The following is a 19,863-nucleotide window of genomic DNA, read 5'->3' on the forward strand; positions in this document are numbered from 1 at the left end:
TCGGCGGCACGGTGCTCCGGCGCATGTGTCGACGTCCCCGTCCTTGCAGAGTCGACGACCTCACCGCGACGCCTGGGCGTTTCGGATGGCCTGCGCGGTGGCGCTCGGGTCGTAGTCCTGGGGAACGCCGCCGACGAGGATGATGTCGCCCTGGATGTGCCGGGAGCGGAGGGGTGCGATCTCCCGGTAGGCGGGAGAGTCCCACCAGTCCCTGGCCTCGTTGATCCCGGGAAAGCCGATCACCACGACGTGTCCGGCCCACGCGCCCTCCTTCACCTCCGGTGGCGTGCCGTGCACCAGGAAGCGGCCCCCGAAGGGCTCGAACGTGCCGGCGATCCGCTCCATGTACTCGGCGATGTCCGGGTGCGGCTCGGCGTCGCGCAGGTGGGCGATGGCGTAGGCAGTCACAGAGGGCTCCTATCTGGAGAGCGTCGGTTCGCGTGAGCGTCAGTCGAGCGGTCTGAGTTGGCGTGGCCGTGAAGCCGGTGGACAAGGAAGTCGAGGATCTCGTCGCGTGCCGTGGCGGTCGGTTCGCCCTCGCGATCGACGAGGTGAACGGTGACCACGCTGTGGGGATAGGGGACGTGAACGGCGAAGAAAGGCGGTGCATCACGATTCGCGGCAGTGTCGGGGAGCTCGCGGCTGACGAAGGAGTCACCCAGGGCTTGCGCGTAGGCATCGAAGCGTGCCCTGGTGCAGACCTTGTCGCCCTCGAATCGGTAGGCCAGGACGGTGAGACCGTCACGGTCGAGACGTTCCTTCACGGCGGTGAGCTCGGCGTCGCTGATCTCCAGGGCGCCCGGCTCATCCAACGGCAGGGACGGCTGGCAGGCCACCGGCGCGACGACGGCGCTCTCGAGCATCATGGTGATGGCGAAGTTGCCGGTGAAGCACATCCCGACCGCGCCCACACCTGTTCCCCCGCACTCACGGTGCGCCGAGCGAGCGAGGGCCATCAACCACGTCGTGATGTGGCTCGACTCGCCACCGCCGAGAGCGCGGAACTCCTTCGCTACGCAGAGACGACGAAACACCTGTGCCCCGCTGTCGGCGTCGCCGAGGGCGCCGTCGGTGCCGAAGAGGGAAGGCAGGTAGACCGTCATGCCACGATCGCGGACCCATCGGGCGAAACGAGCGACGTGTGGGCTGATGCCGGGCATCTCGTGCATCACGATCACGCCGGGACCGTCACCGCTGACATACACGCGACGCACCTGACCGAGGAGCGAGACGGACCGGACGGTGAAGTCGGCGAGGTCGTCGTCTTGGGTCACGTCGTGATCCGTCATGGAGATCCCCCTGCGATGGATCGTCGCGGAGTGCGGCCGATCTGGTGACTACGATGGATCACGATGAAGTCCTTGAGAGAGCGAGACCGGCCACATTTCGAGCGGTTCGAGACATGACCTCGGTCCGCGTCCTGGATCTCGAGGGAGCGATGGCCACCTCCGTGGCCATCACGGTTGATGTCCTCGACACCGCGAACCGGCTGGCCCTCCGATCGGGACGGGCCGATCAGTTCGACGTCCAGCCCTGGGTCGCTAACGGCTATGGAGACGCCACGGATCCGGTGGATCTCGTGGTCGTCCCTGGCCTCGGGATGAGAAACACCCAAGAGGTTCGGAGCCGACTCGCAGCGCCCGATGCCAGAGCGGCGGCGCGCTACTTGAAGGAAGCCGCCGCAGCAGGTAGCGAGATCGCAGCCTCGTGCGCCGGAGTGTTCCTCCTCGCCGAAGCCGGCATCCTCGATCAGCGACGTGCGACTACTACCTGGTGGCTGGCTCCGCTGTTCGCCAGCAGGTACCCCGCAGTTCGGTTGACACCTGCTGATCTCGTCGTCACCGACGGCCCGGTGACAACCGCAGGGGCAGCCTTGGCGCACCTGGACCTGATGCTGACGCTCGTAGGGCGTCACGCTGGGGAGGCGCTCGCCCGGGAGTGCGCCAGGTACCTCGCGGTTGACCGTCGTCAGTCGCAGTCTCCTTACGTGATGCCCGAGACGATCGAGGGCGCCGCCAGCGATGTCGCAATCGCGCGGTCATGGGCGCTCCAGCACCTCGACACAAGCATAGGAGTGAGGGACTTGGCCGCCGCCGCACACCTCAGTCCGCGCACCTTCACCCGCAGAATCAGCGAAGCCACAGGTATGTCACCTGCTCGATTCCTACGACGCCTGCGTGTCGAGCGAGCTGTCGAGCTTCTACACAACACCGACCTCGCTGTCACCGGAGTCGCCCATGCCGTCGGGTACAGCGACCCGACGGCACTTCGACGGGCCATGAGCCAAGAACTCGGCATGAGCCCCCGGACAGTCCGCGGACAGCGCACCCGCGCGCACTGAATGACATCCGCGACCGGCGCGCCCCATCGCCTTGCACGAGAGCGTCCGAAGGCCGTCGGGGCTCGGCTCGGCCGAGGGTCCTTCAGCGGACCAAATGACCGGAAGGCGTCAGTCACCAGAGCAGGATTGTCATCCGCACGATCGGAGATGTCGCCTATGGTCGTCGCCCGAACGAGTCGAGCAGCCGGATCTGTGGTGACGCGTCAGCAGGCAGCGTTCCGCTCGGACCGGCGCCATACGCTCCGAAGGCAAGCATTTCGTCCAGGTGCGGCTCGACCGTGTTCAGTACGCCGACAACAGTCTGCGGATCTAGGGTCTCGTCGAGACGCGCAGCACGCAGGAGGTCCCACGCGTGGACTACCAGGTCGACGAGACGGAATCGCAAGTAGGCAGCGACGGGAACATTTCCGTTCGGGCCCGCGACCTGTTGCTCGGGCGATGTCGCGAAGAATGCCTGTGCTTGGCGCTGTGCGGACTCACTCACGTCAGCGACTGGGTCATCGCCGACCTGCTTGGCTGCGAGCATGGCGCGGGCCTCGTCGCGACCAACGCCTGCCAGCAGAAGTGCGGTGAAGCGGTTCCCCACCACCACGTGCTCAATCAATTCGCGTACCGAGATTCCCGACGGCGTCGGTTGCTCCGACGAGTCCGCGGGCAATTGGCGCACAACTCGTTCGAACTCTGCCGAAGCTGCCCTGATCAACTCCATGTGCTACAGGCTAGCGGCACGAGCCGCTCGTCCGGGAGGCGACCAACCCGACTTGCCTGCATACCCCCGGCAAGGATTCGGCCGGACGCACTCCACGAGCTGCGTCTCGCGAGGAAATCCCGTACTGGTCACGCTCTGGTGACTATCGGGCGCACGCTGAGCGTGCCACAACCGGATCGATCAGCGGGACGCAGTTCGGTGGAGCCGTCGAGCAGCGCGATCGGTCGGTCAACGTCTCCAGAGTAGGTGGTGGACCACCCCGCTGGGGCTGGGGACGAGGTCGTGATGGAATCGGACATCGAGCTCGTCCGGGGACTGCCAGAGCCTGGTGCCCGAGCCGAGCTCCAGGGGGGACCGCTACGTGCAGCGCGCCCCCACCGAGGGGGACGTCCCGGCCGTCGGCTGCTGCCCGGGCCTGGGCCAGGGCTTTGTCGGGGGCGCCGTCGACGACACACACGGTGAGACGAGCGCAACTCTCACCTCAGGCACCGTCTGTGATGTTGCGTCACACACTCCCGGATAGCGCCCCTGCCCGCTCACGTGGGACTCCGCCGTCACCATCACTCACCGCCAGACGCCTTGTGCGCCCAGAACCGACCGCCGCTCACTCGCAGAAGGAGCCGTCGGCCCCCGCCGCTCCCGGCTCAACCGGGAACCTCACTCAGGGCCTTGCCCGGGCACCGCAGAACTGGGGAGCTCGACTTCACGAGCCATCACACGGGCACTGCCCCTACAGCTCCGCTGCGTGTCGGCAGGCTGCCCTGGCAAGCGCCAGTACCTCAGCGGCAACGACCGCGCCGGAGATACCCGCCTCACCATCACGGGCAACGACGGAGACGGAAAAAGGCGTGAGCGAGGATATATCGCCGTTCAAGCGGCCGTGGGAGCATTCATAACCCCACGGACACGGCAACCATAAAAAAGCCCAGGTCACAGCCGTGCAGCGCTCGTCCTGCATGCCCCAAGCCGCCACGTTCGCTGCACCTCCGTGCAGCGTCCGCTGCACGGAAACCGCCCCCGAAAAACGCGTTTCCCCAGGTCAGAACGTTTCTGCCTGGGGATCTTGGTGGGGCGGGTGGGACTCGAACCCACGGCCGACGGATTATGAGTCCGCTGCTCTAACCGGCTGAGCTACCGCCCCGTTTCGGCGTGGCGCGTACATGTGTGCGCGCCGTCTGCCGCAGCATAGCCGGTCATACGATCTCTTGCCCCGGGTGCCCGGCTGCTCGTGACCATGAAGACCGCGCTGCTCGCTGTCCGGTTCCGGGTGACGACAACTTGACGCGAAAGTGTCACACGGGCCCCGTGGACGCCTCCGCACCGGACCCCTCGCGGACCGGCCCCGGACACACGAAAAAGGACCCCGCAGGGCCCTCTTCCGTTCCGCTCCCCCGACTGGACTCGAACCAGTAACCCTCCGGTTAACAGCCGAATGCTCTGCCAATTGAGCTACAGGGGATCGCGCTCCCCCGACTGGACTCGAACCAGTAACCTGCCGGTTAACAGCCGGCTGCTCTGCCAATTGAGCTACAGGGGATTGCTGCGTTGCCTCGAACGTACCTGCCTGGCTACTGCCGGGCGGCGCGCGTTCGCTGCGACACATACATTAGCGCAAGCAGGGGGGTGCTTTGCCAATCGGTATCGCCCGGGGTGATCTCGGGCGCCTGCGGGTAGGCGAGCAGCACACGTCGCACGGAGCGAAGGAAGGGTGGCAGCCATGCGGTACCGGCTCACGTTCATCGCCGGAGTGGCCCTCGGTTACGTACTCGGCACGCGTGCCGGGCGCGAGCGTTACGAGCAGCTGAAGAAGTCCGCACGCCAGTTCGCCCAGAACCCGGCCGTGCGCAACACCTGCGAGACGGCGGCCCAGAGCGGCCGCCAGTTCGCGGGGAAGGCGTACCACGCGGTCGAGGAGAAGGTCGGCGACAAGGTGCCGGCGTCGGTGGCGGACCGCGTGCGGTCGCTGCGCGGGCGCGGGGCGAACGGTGAGGACGACTGGGGAACGACGAACACCTGAGTCCCCCGTCCCCACGTCTGCCGCACCACCGGTCGGGAAACCGCCGGGGGTGCGGCAGAATCCATGTATGGGCATAGTCGCCGGCTTGGACAGTTCATCCGCCTTCACGCACATCGTGGTCTGCGATACGGACACGGGTGCCGTACTGCGTCAGGGATACGCCGCACATCCCGTCGACGCCAAGGCCACCGAGGTCGACCCTCAGGCGTGGCTGCTCTCCCTCGGTGAGGCCGCCGCCGGCGGCCTGCTCGAAGGGGTGCAGGCCATCGGGGTGTCGGCGCAGCAGCACGGGCTCGTGCCGTTGGACCACCAGGGCAATCTCGTACGCCCGGCGCTGCTCGGCAACGACCGCCGGGCGCAGGTCGCCGCGGCCGATCTGATCGACGGGCTGGGCGGGCGGCAGGCCTGGGCCGAGGCGGTCGGGGCGGTGCCGCAGGCGGCGCAGCCCGTGTCGAAGCTGCGGTGGCTGGCGCGGACCGAGCCGGACCTGGCGCAGCGGGTGGCCGCCGTGCTCCAGCCGCACGACTGGCTGGTGTGGCAGCTGCTGGGCCGGCCGGCCCGGCGGACCACCGACCGGGGGGCCGCGTCGGGTACGGGCTACTGGTCGGCGGGCAGCGAGTCGTACCGGCCGGATCTGGTGGAGCTCGCGCTGGGGCACCAGGCGGCGCTGCCGGAGGTGCTCGGTCCGTCCGACGCGGCGGGGACGACGCCCGAGGGGCTGCTGATCTCGGCGGGTACGGGCGAGACGATGGCGGCGGCGTTCGGGCTCGGGGTGGCGGTCGGTGACGCGGTGGTGTCGCTGGGGGCGTCGGGTTCCGTGATGGCGGTGCACCACGAGGCGCTGGCGGACCCGACCGGAATGATCACGTCCTTCGCCGATGCCACCGGGATGCATCTGCCGGTGGTCCACACGTCGAACGCGGTACGCGCGCTGCGCGGCACGGCCGAGATGCTGGGGCTGGACGGGCTGGAGGAGCTGTCGGCGCTGGCGCTGAAGTCGACGCCGGGCGCCTCGGGGCTCGTACTCCTGCCGTATCTGGAGGGTGAGCGCACCCCGGATCTGCCGCACACCGCCGGGACGCTGAGCGGACTGCGGCGTGAGTCGATGAAGCCGGAGCATCTGGCGCGGGCCGCGTTCGAGGGCATGCTCTGCTCGCTGGCCGACGCGCTGGACGTGCTGCGCGGCCGCGGGGTGGAGGTGCGGCGGGTGTTCCTGCTGGGCGCCGCCGCCGAGCTGCCGGCCGTACAGGGGCTCGCGCCCGCGCTCCTGGGCACCCAGGTGGTCGTGCCGCAGCCCGCGCAGTACGCGGCGCTGGGGGCGGCCCGGCAGGCGGCCTGGGCCCTGGGCGTCTCGCAGGGGACGCTGGACGGGCGCACGCCCCCGGCCTGGCAGGGCGCGGCGGCGCAGGTGCTGGAGCCCGGCGAGGAGCTTCCGGTCGGACAGGCGGTGCGCCAGCAGTACGTGGCGACGCGGGACCAGATCCACCCGGGGGCGTTCGACGCCGTGCGTTGAGGCGAGTGCTCTCGGTGACGCGTCCGGGCCCCCGGCATGGTCCGGACCAAGAAATTATGGACCCGGTCTGTTTTTTGACCTGGACTTGAATAAAAACGTTCGCTGTCCCGGTGGGCGGTACCCGAAAATGGGTCGACTCCCGCCCTCGCCGACTCCGAGAGACACGCGTGCTCATAAAACTCCTGCGGGCCTATCTCGGCCCGTACAAGAAACCGATCGCGCTGCTGGTCGTCTTCCAGCTGCTGCAGACCTGCGCCACTCTCTATCTGCCCACCCTGAACGCGGACATCATCGACAACGGTGTCGTCCAGGGCGACACGGGCTACATCGTCCAGTACGGCGGCGTCATGATCGTCGTCAGCATCGCCCAGGTGGTCTGCAACATCGGGGCCGTCTACATCGGCGCCCGCACCGCGTCCGCCCTGGGCCGCGACGTACGGGCCTCGGTCTTCGACCGGGTGCAGTCGTTCTCCGCGCGCGAGCTCGGCCGGTTCGGCGCTCCCTCGCTGATCACCCGTACGACCAATGACGTGCAGCAGGTCCAGATGCTGGCCCTGATGACGTTCACGCTGATGGTGTCGGCGCCGATCATGTGTGTCGGCGGCATCATCATGGCGCTCGGCCAGGACGTCCCGCTGTCCGCGGTGCTGCTCGCGGTGGTGCCCGTCCTCGGCATCGCGGTGAGCCTGATCGTACGGAAGATGCGTCCGCTGTTCCGGACGATGCAGGAGCGGCTCGACACGGTGAACCGGGTGCTGCGCGAGCAGATCACCGGCAACCGGGTCATCCGCGCCTTCGTGCGCGACGACTACGAGGAGGAGCGCTTCCGGGGCGCCAACACCGAGCTCACCGACGTGGCACTGTCCACGGGCCGGCTGATGGCGCTGATGTTCCCGACCGTGATGACGGTCGTGAACGTGTCGTCGATCGCCGTCGTCTGGTTCGGTGCGCACCGGATCGACAGCGGCGGGATGGAGATCGGCGCGCTGACCGCGTTCCTCTCCTATCTGATGCAGATCGTCATGTCGGTGATGATGGCCACCTTCATGTTCATGATGGTGCCGCGCGCCGAGGTGTGCGCCGAGCGCATCCAGGAGGTCCTGGAGACGGACTCCTCCGTGGTGCCGCCGGTGAACCCGGTGCGGGAGCTCACGGTCCACGGGCATCTGGAGGTACGCGGTGCGGACTTCCGCTACCCCGGCGCCGAGGAGCCGGTGCTGCGCTCGGTGGACCTGGTGGCGCGGGCCGGCGAGACGACCGCGATCATCGGGTCGACGGGCAGCGGGAAGTCGACGCTGCTCGGTCTCGTACCGCGGCTGTTCGATGTGACGGACGGCCAGGTGCTGGTCGACGGGACGGACGTGCGGACGCTGGATCCGGTTCTGCTGGCGAAGACCGTGAGCCTGGTCCCGCAGAAGCCGTACCTGTTCTCCGGGACGGTCGCGACGAATCTGCGGTACGGGAATCCGGACGCGACCGACGAGGAGCTGTGGCACGCGCTGGAGATCGCGCAGGCCAAGGAGTTCGTCGAGGCGCTGGAGCACGGGCTCGACGCACCGATCGCACAGGGCGGCACCAATGTCTCCGGCGGGCAGCGACAGCGGCTCTCGATCGCCCGGACGCTGGTGCAGCGGCCGGAGATCTACCTCTTCGACGACTCCTTCTCCGCTCTGGACTACGCCACGGACGCGGCGCTGCGTGCGGCGCTGCTGCGGGAGACCCGGGGAGCGACGGTGGTGATCGTCGCGCAGCGGGTGTCCACCATCCGCGACGCCGACCGGATCCTGGTGCTGGACGAGGGCCGCGTCGTCGGTTCCGGCAGCCACCACGAGCTGATGGAAGGCAATGAGACATACCGGGAGATCGTTCTCTCCCAGCTGACGGAAGCGGAGGCCGCGTAATGGCCGGGCCTGGTGGACGCATGATGGCGGGCGGCGCTCCGACCGACCGGTCCATGGACTTCAAGTGCTCGTCGAAGCGGCTGCTGAAGCGCTTCGCGGCGGAGAAGGCCACCCTGTACGTGATGATGGTGGCCGTCGCGCTGAGCGTGGCGCTGTCCGTGGTCGGCCCGAAGATCCTCGGCAAGGCCACCGACCTGGTGTTCGCGGGTGTCGTCGGCCGGGGGATGGACGCGGGGACGACGAAGGAGCAGGCCGTCGAGGGCCTGCGCAAGAGCAACAGCGGTCTGGCCGACATGCTCTCCAAGGTGGACTTCACCCCGGGGCAGGGCATGGACTTCGACGCGATCGGCCGGGTGCTGCTCGTGGCGCTGGCCGTGTACGTCGGCGCGGGGCTGCTGATGCTGGTGTCGACGCGGCTGTCGATCCGGGTGATCAACCGGGTCGTGTTCCAACTGCGTGAGGACATCCAGACGAAGCTGTCGCGGCTGCCGCTGTCGTACTTCGACCGGGCCAAGCGCGGCGAGGTGCTGAGCCGGGCGACGAACGACATCGACAACATCTCGCAGACGATGCAGCAGACGATGGGGCAGCTGATCAACTCGCTGCTGACCATCATCGGCGTGCTCGTGATGATGTTCTGGATCTCGCCGCTGCTGGCGCTGGTCGCGCTGGTGACGGTGCCGCTGTCGGTGGTCGTGGCGGCGAAGGTCGGCAAGCGCTCGCAGCCGCAGTTCGTCCAGCAGTGGAAGGTGACGGGCAAGCTCAACGCCCACATCGAGGAGATGTACACCGGGCACACCCTGGTGAAGGTCTTCGGGCGGCAGGACGAGTCGGCGCGGGACTTCGCCGAGCAGAACGAGGCGCTGTACGAGGCCGGGTTCAAGGCGCAGTTCAACAGCGGGATCATGCAGCCGCTGATGATGTTCGTGTCGAACCTGAACTATGTGCTGATCGCCGTCGTCGGCGGGCTGCGCGTCGCTTCGGGCGCGCTGTCGATCGGTGATGTGCAGGCCTTCATCCAGTACTCGCGGCAGTTCTCCATGCCGCTGACCCAGGTCGCCTCGATGGCGAACCTGGTGCAGTCCGGGATCGCCTCGGCGGAGCGGATCTTCGAGCTGCTGGACGCCGAGGAGCAGGACGCCGACCCGTCGAAGGGCGAGGGCGAGTTCCCGGGCGAGCTGCGCGGCAGCGTGTCCCTGGAAAACGTGTCGTTCCGCTACGACCCGGACAAGCCGCTCATCGAGGACCTCTCGCTGAACGTCGAGCCGGGTCACACGGTCGCGATCGTCGGCCCGACCGGCGCCGGAAAGACGACGCTGGTCAATCTCCTGATGCGGTTCTACGAGGTGACCGAGGGCCGGATCGCTCTCGACGGGGTCGACATCGCGAAGATGTCGCGCGACGACCTGCGTTCGGGCATCGGCATGGTCCTCCAGGACACCTGGCTGTTCGGCGGGACCATCGCGGAGAACATCGCCTACGGGGCCTCGGGCGACGTCACCCGGGAGCAGATCGAGGAGGCGGCACGGGCGGCCCACGCCGACCGCTTCATCCGCACCCTGCCCGACGGTTACGACACGGTGATCGACGACGAGGGCTCCGGTGTCAGCGCCGGCGAGAAGCAGCTGATCACCATCGCGCGGGCGTTCCTGTCCGACCCGGTGATACTGGTGCTCGACGAGGCGACCAGCTCCGTCGACACCCGCACCGAGGTGCTGATCCAGAAGGCGATGGCCGGCCTCGCGCACGGTCGTACGAGCTTCGTGATCGCGCACCGGCTCTCCACCATCCGGGACGCCGACGTCATCCTGGTGATGGAGAACGGGTCGATCGTCGAGCAGGGCACGCACGACGAGCTGCTGGAGGCGCACGGCGCTTACGCCCGGCTGTACGCGGCGCAGTTCGCGCAGGCGGTCGCCGAGGTCGACTAGAGCGTGTTCCGGACGTAGCGCCGTCCGCCCGGAGGGCGGGCTCGGCGGGACGTCCGGAACACGCCCCAGGACCCTGCGAGGTTCCGCGGCTGCCCGGGCCGGCGCGCGTGCGCGTCAGTCCAAATAGCCGCGGAGCTGGTCGGCGAAGGCGTGGTCCCGCAGCTTGTTGAGGGTCTTGGACTCGATCTGCCGGATGCGCTCGCGGGTCACGCCGAAGATCCGCCCTATCTCCTCAAGGGTGCGCGGGCGTCCGTCGGCCAGCCCGTAGCGCAGCTGGACCACCTTGCGTTCGCGCTCGTTGAGGGTGGAGAGCACCGCCTCCAGGTGTTCGCGCAGCAGCAGGAAGGCCGCGGACTCCACCGGGGACGCGGCGTCCCCGTCCTCGATCAGGTCGCCGAGCGAGACGTCGTCCTCCTCGCCCACCGGGGCGTGCAGGGACACGGGTTCCTGGGCGAGGCGCAGGACCTCACCGACGCGTTCCGGCGTCAGGTCGAGCTGGGCTGCGACCTCCTCGGGCGTCGGCTCGTAGCCGCGCTCCTGGAGCATCCGGCGCTGGACCCGGACGACGCGGTTGATGAGTTCGACGACATGGACCGGGACCCTTATGGTCCGCGCCTGGTCGGCGAGCGCGCGGGACATGGCCTGACGGATCCACCAGGTCGCGTACGTCGAGAACTTGTAGCCCCGGGCGTAGTCGAACTTCTCCACCGCCCGGATCAGGCCGAGGTTCCCCTCCTGGACCAGGTCCAGCATCGTCAGCCCGCGGCCGATGTAGCGCTTGGCCACGGAGACGACGAGGCGGAGATTGGCCTCGATCAGGCGGCGTTTGGCCATCCGCCCCATGACGACCAGCCGGTCCAGGTCGACGGCCAGGCGGGTGTCGGGGTCCGGGGTGCGGGCCAGGCGTTCCTCGGCGAACAGGCCGGCTTCGACGCGGCGGGCGAGTTCCACCTCGTCGGCGGCGGTGAGGAGCGGGATGCGGCCGATCTCGCGCAGATACTGCCGGAAGAGGTCGGACGACGGTCCGCCGGTCTCCGGGCGGCTGCGCGGCTCGGGTGGTTCGGGGAGCTCCGACTCCTCCATGACGGCCTCGGGCGGGTCCGGTGGCGCTTCGGGCGGGTTCTGCGCGGCAGGCAGGGGTGTCGGCGGGTCCGCCGCGGCCTCGGGGTGATGCACGGCCCGGGTTTGCGCGGGGATGGCCGGGACACGCTCGGTTTCGGTCACGGTCCGGGTCTGCACGGGGGCGACCTCCAGGTGATCGCTGCCGGATCGCGGGGATGGAGGACCACCGTTCGGTGGGGACCGCGCTCCGATGACTCAGGCACCGCCACCCAGTGTGGGGTACGACACACAGCCGCCACGAGGGGCGTGCGGGGACTTTCTGAGTTCGTTCCGTGACCGGGCGGTTACCCGTGCGGGGTCCGGTGCGGCGCCGTCAGAGCGCGTCGGCGCCGTTGTTGCGCAGGGACTGGGCGTACTGCTGGAGGACCCAGACCTCGTTCTGCGCGGCGGCCAGGTGGTCCGGGGCGACGTTGCTGCCGAGGCGGGTGAGGCTGCCCTGGACGTCGTTGATCCGGCGGTCGACGGCGCGCAGACGGACCTTGACCAGATGCTCGCCCGCGTACGCCTCGTCGATGGACTTGCCGTGGAAGACCTCGACCGCGAGCTCCGTGACGAGCTTGCGCACCGTGTCGTTGGGCGTCGCGTCGAGCACCCGGACGAGGTATTCGCGGGTCTCGGCGACGCCGAGCTCCGCGCCGCCCGCCTCCGCGATGCACTGGCGGACCGCGGCGTACGGCGGGGCGGTGAACTCGTCCACCCCGTAGGCGTCGAACGCCGGGGAGACCAGGGCGGGCTTCTGGAGGGCGAGCTTGAGCAGCTCGCGCTCGGTGCGGTGGGCCGGGCTGCGGAGGTTGAGCGCGGGGCCCGAGGGGGCGGCGGGCGCCTGGATCTCCTGGCGCCGTGAGCCGCCGCGCGCGCCCGACGGGGCGGGTCCCCGGTCGCCGCCCCGGCCCCTGGCCCACTGGGCGAGCTGGTTGACCCGGTGGACGACGTACTCCTGGTCCAGGATGCCGACGAAGCCGGCCAGCTGGACGGCGACCTCGCGCTGCACGCTGCCCGTCTTGATCTTGGCGACGACCTGGGCGGCCTCGTCGAGCGCGGCGGCGCGGCCCGCCGGGGTCTCCAGGTCGTAGCGGGCGACGATCTGGCGGAGCGCGAACTCGAAGAGCGGGGTGCGGGGTTCGACCAGGTCGCGAACGGACTCGTCACCCTTGGCCAGGCGCAGATCGCACGGGTCCATGTTGTCCGGGGCGATCGCGATGTAGGTCTCGGCGGCGAACTTCTGGTCGTCCTCGAAGGCGCGCAGGGCGGCCTTCTGGCCGGCCGCGTCACCGTCGAAGGTGAAGATCACCCGGGCGCTGCCGTTGTCCATCAGGAGGCGGCGCAGGATCTTGATGTGGTCGCCGCCGAACGCCGTGCCGCAGGTGGCGATGGCGGTGGTGACCCCGGCGAGATGGCAGGCCATCACGTCCGTGTAGCCCTCGACGACGACGGCCCGGCTGGACTTCGCGATGTCCTTCTTGGCCAGGTCGATGCCGTACAGCACCTGCGACTTCTTGTAGATCGGCGTCTCGGGGGTGTTCAGGTACTTCGGCCCGTTGTCGTCGTCCCGCAGCTTGCGGGCGCCGAAGCCGACGATGTCGCCCGAGGTGTCGCTGATCGGCCACATCAGCCGGCCGCGGAAGCGGTCGATGGGACCGCGCCTGCCGTCCTGGGAGAGGCCGGAGGTGATCAGTTCCTTGTCGCTGAAGCCCTTGCCGCGCAGATAGCGGGTGAGGTGGTCCCAGCCCGCGGGGCTGTATCCGACGCCGAAGTGCTCGGCCGCCGCCTGATCGAAACCGCGCTCGGCGAGGAACTTGCGGCCGATCTCGGCCTCGGGTCCGTCCAGCTGCTCGACGTAGAACTGGGCGGCCACCTTGTGGGCCTCGACCAGCCTGATCCGCTCGCCACGCTGGTGGGAGGGGTTGTACCCGCCCTCCTCGTACCGCAGGGTGATGCCGGCCTTGGCGGCGAGCCGCTCGACGACCTCCGCGAACGTCAGGTGGTCGATCTTCTGGACGAAGGCGATCGTGTCGCCGCCCTCCTGGCACCCGAAGCAGTGGAAGAGGCCCTTGCTCGGACTGACCTGGAAGGAGGGCGACTTCTCGTCGTGGAAGGGGCACAGGCCCTTGAGGTTTCCACCGCCCGCGTTGCGCAGCTGGAGGTACTCGGAAACGACGGCGTCGATCGGGACCGCGTCCCGGACCGCCTTCACGTCGTCGTCATTGATCCTGCCTGCCACGAGTGAAGTCTACGGGTGAGCTACGACAACCTATGCCTGCCCGGGTCCGGGGCGGGGGGTTCCGTCCTCAATCGCCGGACGGGCTTTTCTGCGGCCCCGCCGCGGGGTGCGCCTGTGTGCGGTGGGTGGGGGTGGGGTCCCTCCGGGGAGACTCCTCAAAAATGGCGTGTGCACCCGACGACGAACAGGCACCCGGGTCGTACGCCATTTTCTGCGGGGACTCCCCTGCACGCCCCCACCCGGCATCGCCTGCGTCTGCACACCGGTGGGACTGCTGCCGCAGACGCAGGGCGGCCGGTCCGGGGCCGTGCAGGGGAGTCCCCGCAGGACGACGAACAAATACCGGGGTCCGCTGCGTGGGACTGGAAACGTTCGTCGTCTGAGGAGACGCCCCGGAGGGGCACCGGACCCCCACCCGGGGGTCAAGGCGCACCCCGCGGGGCACCCGCACCAACAAGCCCGTCCGGCGCTTGAGGACGGAACCCCCCGCCCCGGACCGGGGCAACCGGTCAGATCAGGGACTCCAGCCGCACCGACGGGTCGGCCAGCGCGTCCGGGTCGACCGGCTGGTCGGCCCTGATCAGTTCCTGAACGGTCTCCGTGACGTCCCACACGTTCACGTTCATCCCGGCGAGGACCTTGTGGTCCTTCAGCCAGAACGCGATGAACTCGCGCTTGCCCGCGTCGCCGCGGATCACGACCTGGTCGTAGCTGCCGGGCGGCGCCCAGCCCGAGTACTCGAGGCCGAGGTCGTACTGGTCGGAGAAGAAGTACGGCACGCGGTCGTAGGCGACGTCCTGGCCGAGCATGGCGCGGGCGGCGGCCGGCCCGCTGTTCAGCGCGTTGGCCCAGTGCTCCACCCGCAGTCGTGTGCCGAGCAGCGGATGGGCCACGTTGGCCACGTCCCCGGCAGCGAAGATGTGCGGGTCGCTGGTGCGCAGCGAGGCGTCCACGGCGATGCCGCCGCCCTGCTCGCGCGGGGCGATCTCCAGGCCGGCGGCCTCGGCGAGGGCGGCGCGCGGGGCGGCGCCGATCGCGGCGAGGACGTCGTGGGCGGGGTGCTCCTCGCCGTCGTCGGTGCGGACGGCGAGCACCATGCCGTCCTGGCCGACGATCTCGGTGAGACGGCCGCCGAAGTGGAAGCGGACGCCGTGGTCGCTGTGCAGGTCGGTGAAGATCTGGCCGAGCTCGGGTCCGATGACCTTGAGCAGCGGGGTCGCCTCCGGTTCGACGACGGTGACCTCGGCGCCGTATCCACGGGCCGCCGCGGCGACCTCCAGGCCGATCCAGCCGGCCCCGGCGATCACCAGATGGCCGTTGTCGCGGCCGAGCGCGGCCAGCACGTTGCGCAGCCGGTCGGCGTGGGCGAGGCGGCGAAGGTGGTGGACGCCCGCCAGGTCCGTGCCGGGGATGTCGAGGCGGCGCGGTTCGGCGCCGGTGGCCAGGAGCAGCTTGTCGTAGTGGATGACGGTGCCGTCGCCGAGCTCCACGGAGCGGGCTTCGCGGTTGAGCGTGGTGACGGGCTGGCCGAGGTGGAGCTCGATGTCGGCCCCCGCGTACCAGGCCGTCTCGTGGACGAAGACGCTGTCGCGGTCCTCCTTCCCGCCCAGGTAGCCCTTGGAGAGCGGTGGGCGTTCGTACGGATGGTCGCGCTCATCGCCGATCAGGATGACCCGGCCGCTGAAACCCTCCGCCCGGAGCGTCTCCGCTGCCTTCGCTCCGGCCAGTCCTCCGCCGACAATGACGAACGTCCGATGTGCGTCGACCACTTGATGCCTCCTCGGTGCTTGCTGCGCGGCGCCAACTGCGAGCGTCCCGCACGCAGCGTGATGGCGAAAGGGGGTGTGACCCGATCAGGTCACGCCCAGTGGTCATGGGGCGGGCCCCGTTCAGGCCCGCCGTGCGGTGAGCGAGTGGTGCAGGGAGCGGGCCGAGGCGTCGGTCAGGGCGGCGATCTGGTCGACCAGGACCCGCTTGCGGGCGCGGTCGTCGGGGGCCGCCTCGTACAGCGCCCGCAGCTGCGGCTCCAGCCCCTCGGGGGCGCGGGCGGTCAGCGCGGCGGCCAGTTCGGCGATGACGATCCGCTGGCCGGCGCGGATCTCCTCCTGCTCGGCGCGCTGCATGACGTAGCGGTCGGCGACGGCCTTGAGGACCGCGCACTCATGGCGCGCCTCACGGGGAACGACGAGTTCGGCGCCGTATCTGCCGAGGCGTCCGGTGCCGTACGCCTGCCGGGTGCCGCTCTCGGCGGCCAGGCAGAACCGGCCGATCAGCTGGCTCGTGGCGTCCTTGAGCCGGGCCTGGGCGACGGCCGATCCGTCGTAGCCGTGCGGCCACCAGTCCTGGCCGATGAGCCGGTCGAGGGCGTCGGACAGCTCCTGCGGGTCGGTGTCCGCGGGGACGTAGCGTCCGATGGCGACGGCCCAGATCTCGCGCCGCTCCGGCTCGGCGTCGAGGCAGTTGGGGTCGATGTGCCCGGCGTGCAGCCCGTCCTCGAAGTCGTGGACCGAGTACGCCACGTCGTCGGACCAGTCCATGACCTGGGCCTCGAAGCACTTGCGGCCTTGCGGGGCGCCCTTGCGGAACCAGTGGAAGACCGGCAGGTCGTCCTCGTACACCCCGAATTTCGGGGAGGCGGGGTCGGTGGGGTGGGCGCCTCGGGGCCAGGGGTACTTGGTGGCGGCGTCGAGGGCGGCGCGGGTGAGGTTGAGGCCCACGCTGACCAGTTCGCCGGTGCGGGTGTCGGGCACGAACCGTTTGGGTTCGAGGCGGGTCAGCAGCCTCAGGGACTGGGCGTTTCCCTCGAAGCCGCCGCAGTCGGAGGCGAAGTCGTTGAGCGCCTGTTCGCCGTTGTGCCCGAAGGGCGGGTGGCCCATGTCGTGGGAGAGGCAGGCCGTCTCGACGAGGTCGGGGTCGCAGCCGAGCGCGGCGCCGAGTTCCCGGCCGACCTGCGCGCACTCCAGCGAGTGCGTGAGCCGGGTCCGGGGGCTGGCGTCCCAGACGTGACTGCGGGTGCCCGGGGTGACGACCTGGGTCTTCCCGGCGAGCCTGCGCAGGGCCGCGGAGTGCAGGACCCGGGCGCGGTCGCGCTGGAAGGCGGTGCGGCCGGGCCGTTTGTCCGGCTCGGTGTCCCAGCGCTCGGCGTCGGCGGCGGCGTAGGGGGCCGTGCCGGGGTCCTGGGTACCGTACGCGGTGTCCGTGCCGTGCGCGTCCGTGCTGTGCGCGTTGTCCGTGCCGTACGTACCGTCGGTGCCGCCCGTGCCGTTCATGGGAACGACAGTAATCGGCCGCACCGACAGGAGGGCTCAGGCGGAGGCCAGGAAACGTGTGTTCATCGGGGTTTCGTGCGCCGGCGCGCCGGCGGTCCGTGCCTGGTCGTAGCGGTGGAGCAGCAGCCGTGCCATGGCCGGGTGGGCTCCGAGCGGGGCGGCGGCGATCCAGGTGGCCTCCGCCGCCGCGGCCGAGGCGAAGCGTCCGGGGGCGGTGAAGTACGAGGCGACGGCGACCCTCCGGCGGCCCCGGGCGGCCAGCGCGCGCAGGGCGGCCGGGACGGTGGGCGTCGCCGCGGAGGCGTACGCGGGCAGGACGGGCACCCCGCCGAGCCGTTCGCTGAGCAGCTGCGCGGTGCGACGGGTACCGGCGGCCGACTCGGGGTCGCGCGAGCCGGCGGCGGCCAGCACCACGGCGCTGTCGCGGTTCCCGTCGTCCGAGGGGCGCCAGCCCGCCTCGGTCAGCCGGCCGTGGAGCGCCTCGACCAGCAGCGGGTGCGGGCCGAGGGGGCCGGCGGTGCGGGTGCGCAGGGCGGCGGCGCCGGCGACGGCCTCCGGGATGTCCTGCTTGACGTGGTGGCCGCGGCCCAGCAGCAGCGGCACGAGGACCGCCTCACCGGCGCCGAGGTCGTCCAGGGTCCGCGGGAGGAGGGGTTCGTTGAGCTCGATGTGGCCCAGCCGGACGTCGAGCCCCGGCCGCAGCTCCCGCACCCGGTGCAGGAGTTCCGTCACCGTCCGCAGCGCCCGCGGGTCCCGGCTGCCGTGCGCGACGGCGACCAGGGCGGGGGCTGCGGGGATCAGCGGGCTCACGTTGCTGTGCGGGGGCTGCTGCGGGGTGCGGTGCATGGGCCGTCGGGTTCCGTTCAGGGAGACGAGGCTGAGCTGGGTGCCCAGTTGTGCGGTGATACGGGTCAGCAGTTGCGCCGTACTGTCGAGGGGCGGGGACTCCTGGGGACGTTCCGGTGCCGGCTCCGTCATGGACCGATGGTGCCGGGCGCAGGTTGCCGCCTCGTTGCGCGCCGGTGACAGCCGTTTGCCGCCACCTCACCGACGGCCCCTGTCCGCTGTCAGACGGCAGCCGCGGCCCGGACCTGCCCGGCGAACAGCCGCTCGATGACGTCGGCGACCCCGTCCTCCTCGTTGGTGGCGGTGTGCGTCGCCACGGCGGCCAGTACGGCCGGATGCGCGTTGGCCATGGCGTAGCCGGTACCCGCCCAGGTGAGGACGGTGAGGTCGTTGGGCATGTCGCCGAAGGCGATGACCTCGGTGGCGTCGATGCCCCGTGCGGCGCAGAGCACCTCCAGGGTTCCGGCCTTCGTGACACCGGGCGCGCTGATCTCCAGCAGTCCGCGCCCGCCCGAGTGGGTGAGCTGCACCTCGTCGCCCGCGCCCGGGCGGGCGACGGCCATCAGGGTGTCGGCGTCGAGCCGGTCCGACCAGACGAGCAGTTTGGTGACGGGGGCCTCGGTCCGCCAGAGGTCGGCGAGGGTCGGTACGGGGAGTTCGGCGCCGACGTCCTCGGACATGCGGAGCCGGTAGGCCGGTTCGTACAGCACCTGGTTGCCGGTCTCCAGGGCGAAGCCCACCTCGGGCACCGCGGCGGCGAGTGCGGTGGCGACCCGCTGCGCGGTGGTCAGGGGCAGGACGCGGGAGGAGACGACGGTGCGGGTCCCGATGTCGTACACGAGCGCCCCGTTGCTGCAGACCGCCGTGCCCACGAGGCCGGTGGACTCGGCGAGCCGGTCGACGAACCTGGGCGGCCGGGCGGTGACGATGACGAACTCCGTACCGGCGTCCTCGGCCGTGCGCAGGGCGTGCAGGGTGCGGGGTGACAGGGTGCCGTCGTTACGGAGCAGGGTGCCGTCGAGATCTGAGGCGATCAGCCGTGGAAGCAACATCGGCCGATGCTACCGACGGGTGCTCACGGGAGACCCGGTGCTGCCGACAGGTGCTCACGGAGAACCGTTTCGGCTGTCCGCTCGTCAAGCGGGAGAGGGACGGGCGTGAGACGACGGCACGAGACAGGTGGGGGCGGCAATGCGGAGGAAGCCTTGGGGAGCGCTGCGCAGGACCGCCGCCCGGTTGCGGCCCCGGCTGCCGCGGACCCGGCGGGGGCGGCGGCTGGCCGTGCAGGGGGTGATGGCCGTCTGTGTGCTGGCGCTGGCCCCGGCCACCTGGATGCACACGGTCGCCGACGCCCGGGTCAGAACGGCGGCGGACGTGCCCGCGCAGCAGGTCGCGGTGGTGTTCGGCGCGGGGTTGTGGGACGGCAAGCCGTCCCCGTATCTCGCGAACCGGCTGCGGACCGCGGCCGGGCTGTACCGCGACAAGAAGGTGAAGGTCGTGCTGGTGACCGGTGACAACAGCCGGGTGGAGTACGACGAGCCGGACGCGATGCGTACGTTCCTGGTCGCGCACGGGGTGCCGGACAGCAGGATCGTGAGCGACTTCGCCGGCTTCGACACCTGGGACTCGTGCGTGCGGGCCAGGAAGATCTTCGGGGTCGAGCGGGCCGTGCTGGTGAGCCAGGGGTTCCACATCCGGCGGGCGATCGCGCTGTGCCGGGCGGCGGGCATCGACGTGTACGGCGTCGGGGTCGAAGCCGTACACGATGCGACCTGGTACTACGGCGGCACACGGGAGGTGTTCGCGGCGGGAAAGGCCGCCCTGGACGCCCTGTTCGAGCCGGATCCGCACTTCCTGGGGCCCAGGGAACCGGGCGTGACCAAGGCCCTCGCTGCGGACGCACGGTGACCGCGTCCCCACCTCACCGCCGGGTGCCGGGCGTGCTGAGGTGGGCGTACCGGCGGTGTAACCGGGAGCGGGCGCCCGTGTAACA

The 19,863-nt window shown here is 70.2% G+C and carries 15 protein-coding genes, 3 tRNA genes and 1 pseudogene; 6 read left to right on the top strand and 13 right to left on the bottom strand.

What is annotated here, in order from left to right; translation table 11 throughout:
* Nucleotides 1–60: 60 nt before the first annotated feature.
* Nucleotides 61–408 (bottom strand): DUF1330 domain-containing protein, encoded by a 348-nt coding sequence (locus tag OG446_RS10690; RefSeq protein WP_328893806.1) that lies wholly within the window; start codon nucleotides 406–408, stop codon nucleotides 61–63.
* Nucleotides 405–1,289 (bottom strand): dienelactone hydrolase family protein, encoded by an 885-nt coding sequence (locus tag OG446_RS10695; RefSeq protein WP_328893807.1) that lies wholly within the window; start codon nucleotides 1,287–1,289, stop codon nucleotides 405–407. Before OG446_RS10695 ends, OG446_RS10690 begins: the two co-directional genes overlap by 4 nt.
* 149 nt (nucleotides 1,290–1,438) lie before the next feature.
* Between OG446_RS10695 and OG446_RS10700 the strand changes: the two genes are divergently transcribed.
* Nucleotides 1,439–2,341, top strand: coding sequence for a GlxA family transcriptional regulator (locus OG446_RS10700; protein WP_328893808.1), 903 nt, complete (start codon nucleotides 1,439–1,441; stop codon nucleotides 2,339–2,341).
* A gap of 154 nt (nucleotides 2,342–2,495) precedes the next feature.
* Here the strand turns inward: OG446_RS10700 and OG446_RS10705 are convergent, their stop codons facing one another.
* From OG446_RS10705 to OG446_RS10725, 5 genes and pseudogenes are all read right to left on the bottom strand, one after another.
* A complete protein-coding gene (locus tag OG446_RS10705) occupies nucleotides 2,496–3,050 on the bottom strand; it encodes a TIGR03086 family metal-binding protein (protein WP_328893809.1) in 555 nt (184 codons plus the stop codon).
* 228 nt (nucleotides 3,051–3,278) lie between these two features.
* Nucleotides 3,279–3,498: pseudogene (locus tag OG446_RS10710) on the bottom strand (dihydrofolate reductase family protein); the annotation flags it as partial.
* A 616-nt stretch (nucleotides 3,499–4,114) separates the two neighbouring features.
* A tRNA-Ile gene (locus OG446_RS10715) sits at nucleotides 4,115–4,191 on the bottom strand.
* Nucleotides 4,192–4,436: 245 nt separating this feature from the next.
* Nucleotides 4,437–4,509, bottom strand: a tRNA-Asn gene (locus tag OG446_RS10720).
* Nucleotides 4,510–4,514: 5 nt separating this feature from the next.
* Nucleotides 4,515–4,587, bottom strand: a tRNA-Asn gene (locus OG446_RS10725).
* A 180-nt stretch (nucleotides 4,588–4,767) separates the two neighbouring features.
* Between OG446_RS10725 and OG446_RS10730 the strand changes: the two genes are divergently transcribed.
* The 4 genes from OG446_RS10730 to OG446_RS10745 all read left to right on the top strand — a co-directional run bounded on the left by OG446_RS10730 (nucleotide 4,768) and on the right by OG446_RS10745 (nucleotide 10,412).
* Nucleotides 4,768–5,067 (top strand): YtxH domain-containing protein, encoded by a 300-nt coding sequence (locus OG446_RS10730; protein ID WP_148021896.1) that lies wholly within the window; start codon nucleotides 4,768–4,770, stop codon nucleotides 5,065–5,067.
* 67 nt (nucleotides 5,068–5,134) lie between these two features.
* The gene (locus tag OG446_RS10735; RefSeq protein ID WP_328893810.1) at nucleotides 5,135–6,580 is read left to right on the top strand and encodes an FGGY family carbohydrate kinase; all 1,446 of its coding nucleotides are present in this window, start codon (nucleotides 5,135–5,137) and stop codon (nucleotides 6,578–6,580) included.
* A gap of 167 nt (nucleotides 6,581–6,747) precedes the next feature.
* Complete coding sequence (locus OG446_RS10740; protein ID WP_328893811.1) at nucleotides 6,748–8,481, top strand: ABC transporter ATP-binding protein; 1,734 nt, start codon at nucleotides 6,748–6,750, stop codon at nucleotides 8,479–8,481.
* Complete coding sequence (locus tag OG446_RS10745) at nucleotides 8,481–10,412, top strand: ABC transporter ATP-binding protein (RefSeq protein WP_328893812.1); 1,932 nt, start codon at nucleotides 8,481–8,483, stop codon at nucleotides 10,410–10,412. Before OG446_RS10740 ends, OG446_RS10745 begins: the two co-directional genes overlap by 1 nt.
* Nucleotides 10,413–10,526: 114 nt before the next feature.
* On the opposite strand, the gene OG446_RS10750 is transcribed toward OG446_RS10745, so the two are convergent.
* The 6 genes from OG446_RS10750 to OG446_RS10775 all read right to left on the bottom strand — a co-directional run bounded on the left by OG446_RS10750 (nucleotide 10,527) and on the right by OG446_RS10775 (nucleotide 18,907).
* A complete protein-coding gene (locus OG446_RS10750; protein WP_328893813.1) occupies nucleotides 10,527–11,651 on the bottom strand; it encodes an RNA polymerase sigma factor in 1,125 nt (374 codons plus the stop codon).
* A 196-nt stretch (nucleotides 11,652–11,847) separates the two neighbouring features.
* On the bottom strand, nucleotides 11,848–13,755 hold the full coding sequence (gene dnaG, locus OG446_RS10755; protein WP_328893814.1) for a DNA primase: 1,908 nt from the start codon (nucleotides 13,753–13,755) through the stop codon (nucleotides 11,848–11,850).
* 509 nt (nucleotides 13,756–14,264) lie between these two features.
* Nucleotides 14,265–15,524 (bottom strand): NAD(P)/FAD-dependent oxidoreductase, encoded by a 1,260-nt coding sequence (locus OG446_RS10760; protein WP_328893815.1) that lies wholly within the window; start codon nucleotides 15,522–15,524, stop codon nucleotides 14,265–14,267.
* 120 nt (nucleotides 15,525–15,644) lie between these two features.
* Nucleotides 15,645–17,024 (bottom strand): deoxyguanosinetriphosphate triphosphohydrolase, encoded by a 1,380-nt coding sequence (locus OG446_RS10765; protein WP_328893816.1) that lies wholly within the window; start codon nucleotides 17,022–17,024, stop codon nucleotides 15,645–15,647.
* A 36-nt stretch (nucleotides 17,025–17,060) separates the two neighbouring features.
* Nucleotides 17,061–18,002 carry a sirohydrochlorin chelatase gene (locus OG446_RS10770; RefSeq protein WP_328893817.1) on the bottom strand — a complete coding sequence of 314 codons (942 nt, stop codon included), beginning with the start codon at nucleotides 18,000–18,002 and terminating at the stop codon, nucleotides 17,061–17,063.
* A gap of 89 nt (nucleotides 18,003–18,091) precedes the next feature.
* Nucleotides 18,092–18,907 carry a Cof-type HAD-IIB family hydrolase gene (locus OG446_RS10775; RefSeq protein ID WP_328898264.1) on the bottom strand — a complete coding sequence of 272 codons (816 nt, stop codon included), beginning with the start codon at nucleotides 18,905–18,907 and terminating at the stop codon, nucleotides 18,092–18,094.
* A gap of 154 nt (nucleotides 18,908–19,061) precedes the next feature.
* Here OG446_RS10775 and OG446_RS10780 point away from each other — a divergent pair, with 154 nt between their 5' ends.
* Complete coding sequence (locus tag OG446_RS10780) at nucleotides 19,062–19,778, top strand: SanA/YdcF family protein (protein WP_328893818.1); 717 nt, start codon at nucleotides 19,062–19,064, stop codon at nucleotides 19,776–19,778.
* The last annotated feature ends 85 nt before the right edge of the window (nucleotides 19,779–19,863 follow it).

Origin of the sequence: Streptomyces sp. NBC_00236, from assembly GCF_036195045.1 — a bacterium.
Classification (GTDB): domain Bacteria; phylum Actinomycetota; class Actinomycetes; order Streptomycetales; family Streptomycetaceae; genus Streptomyces.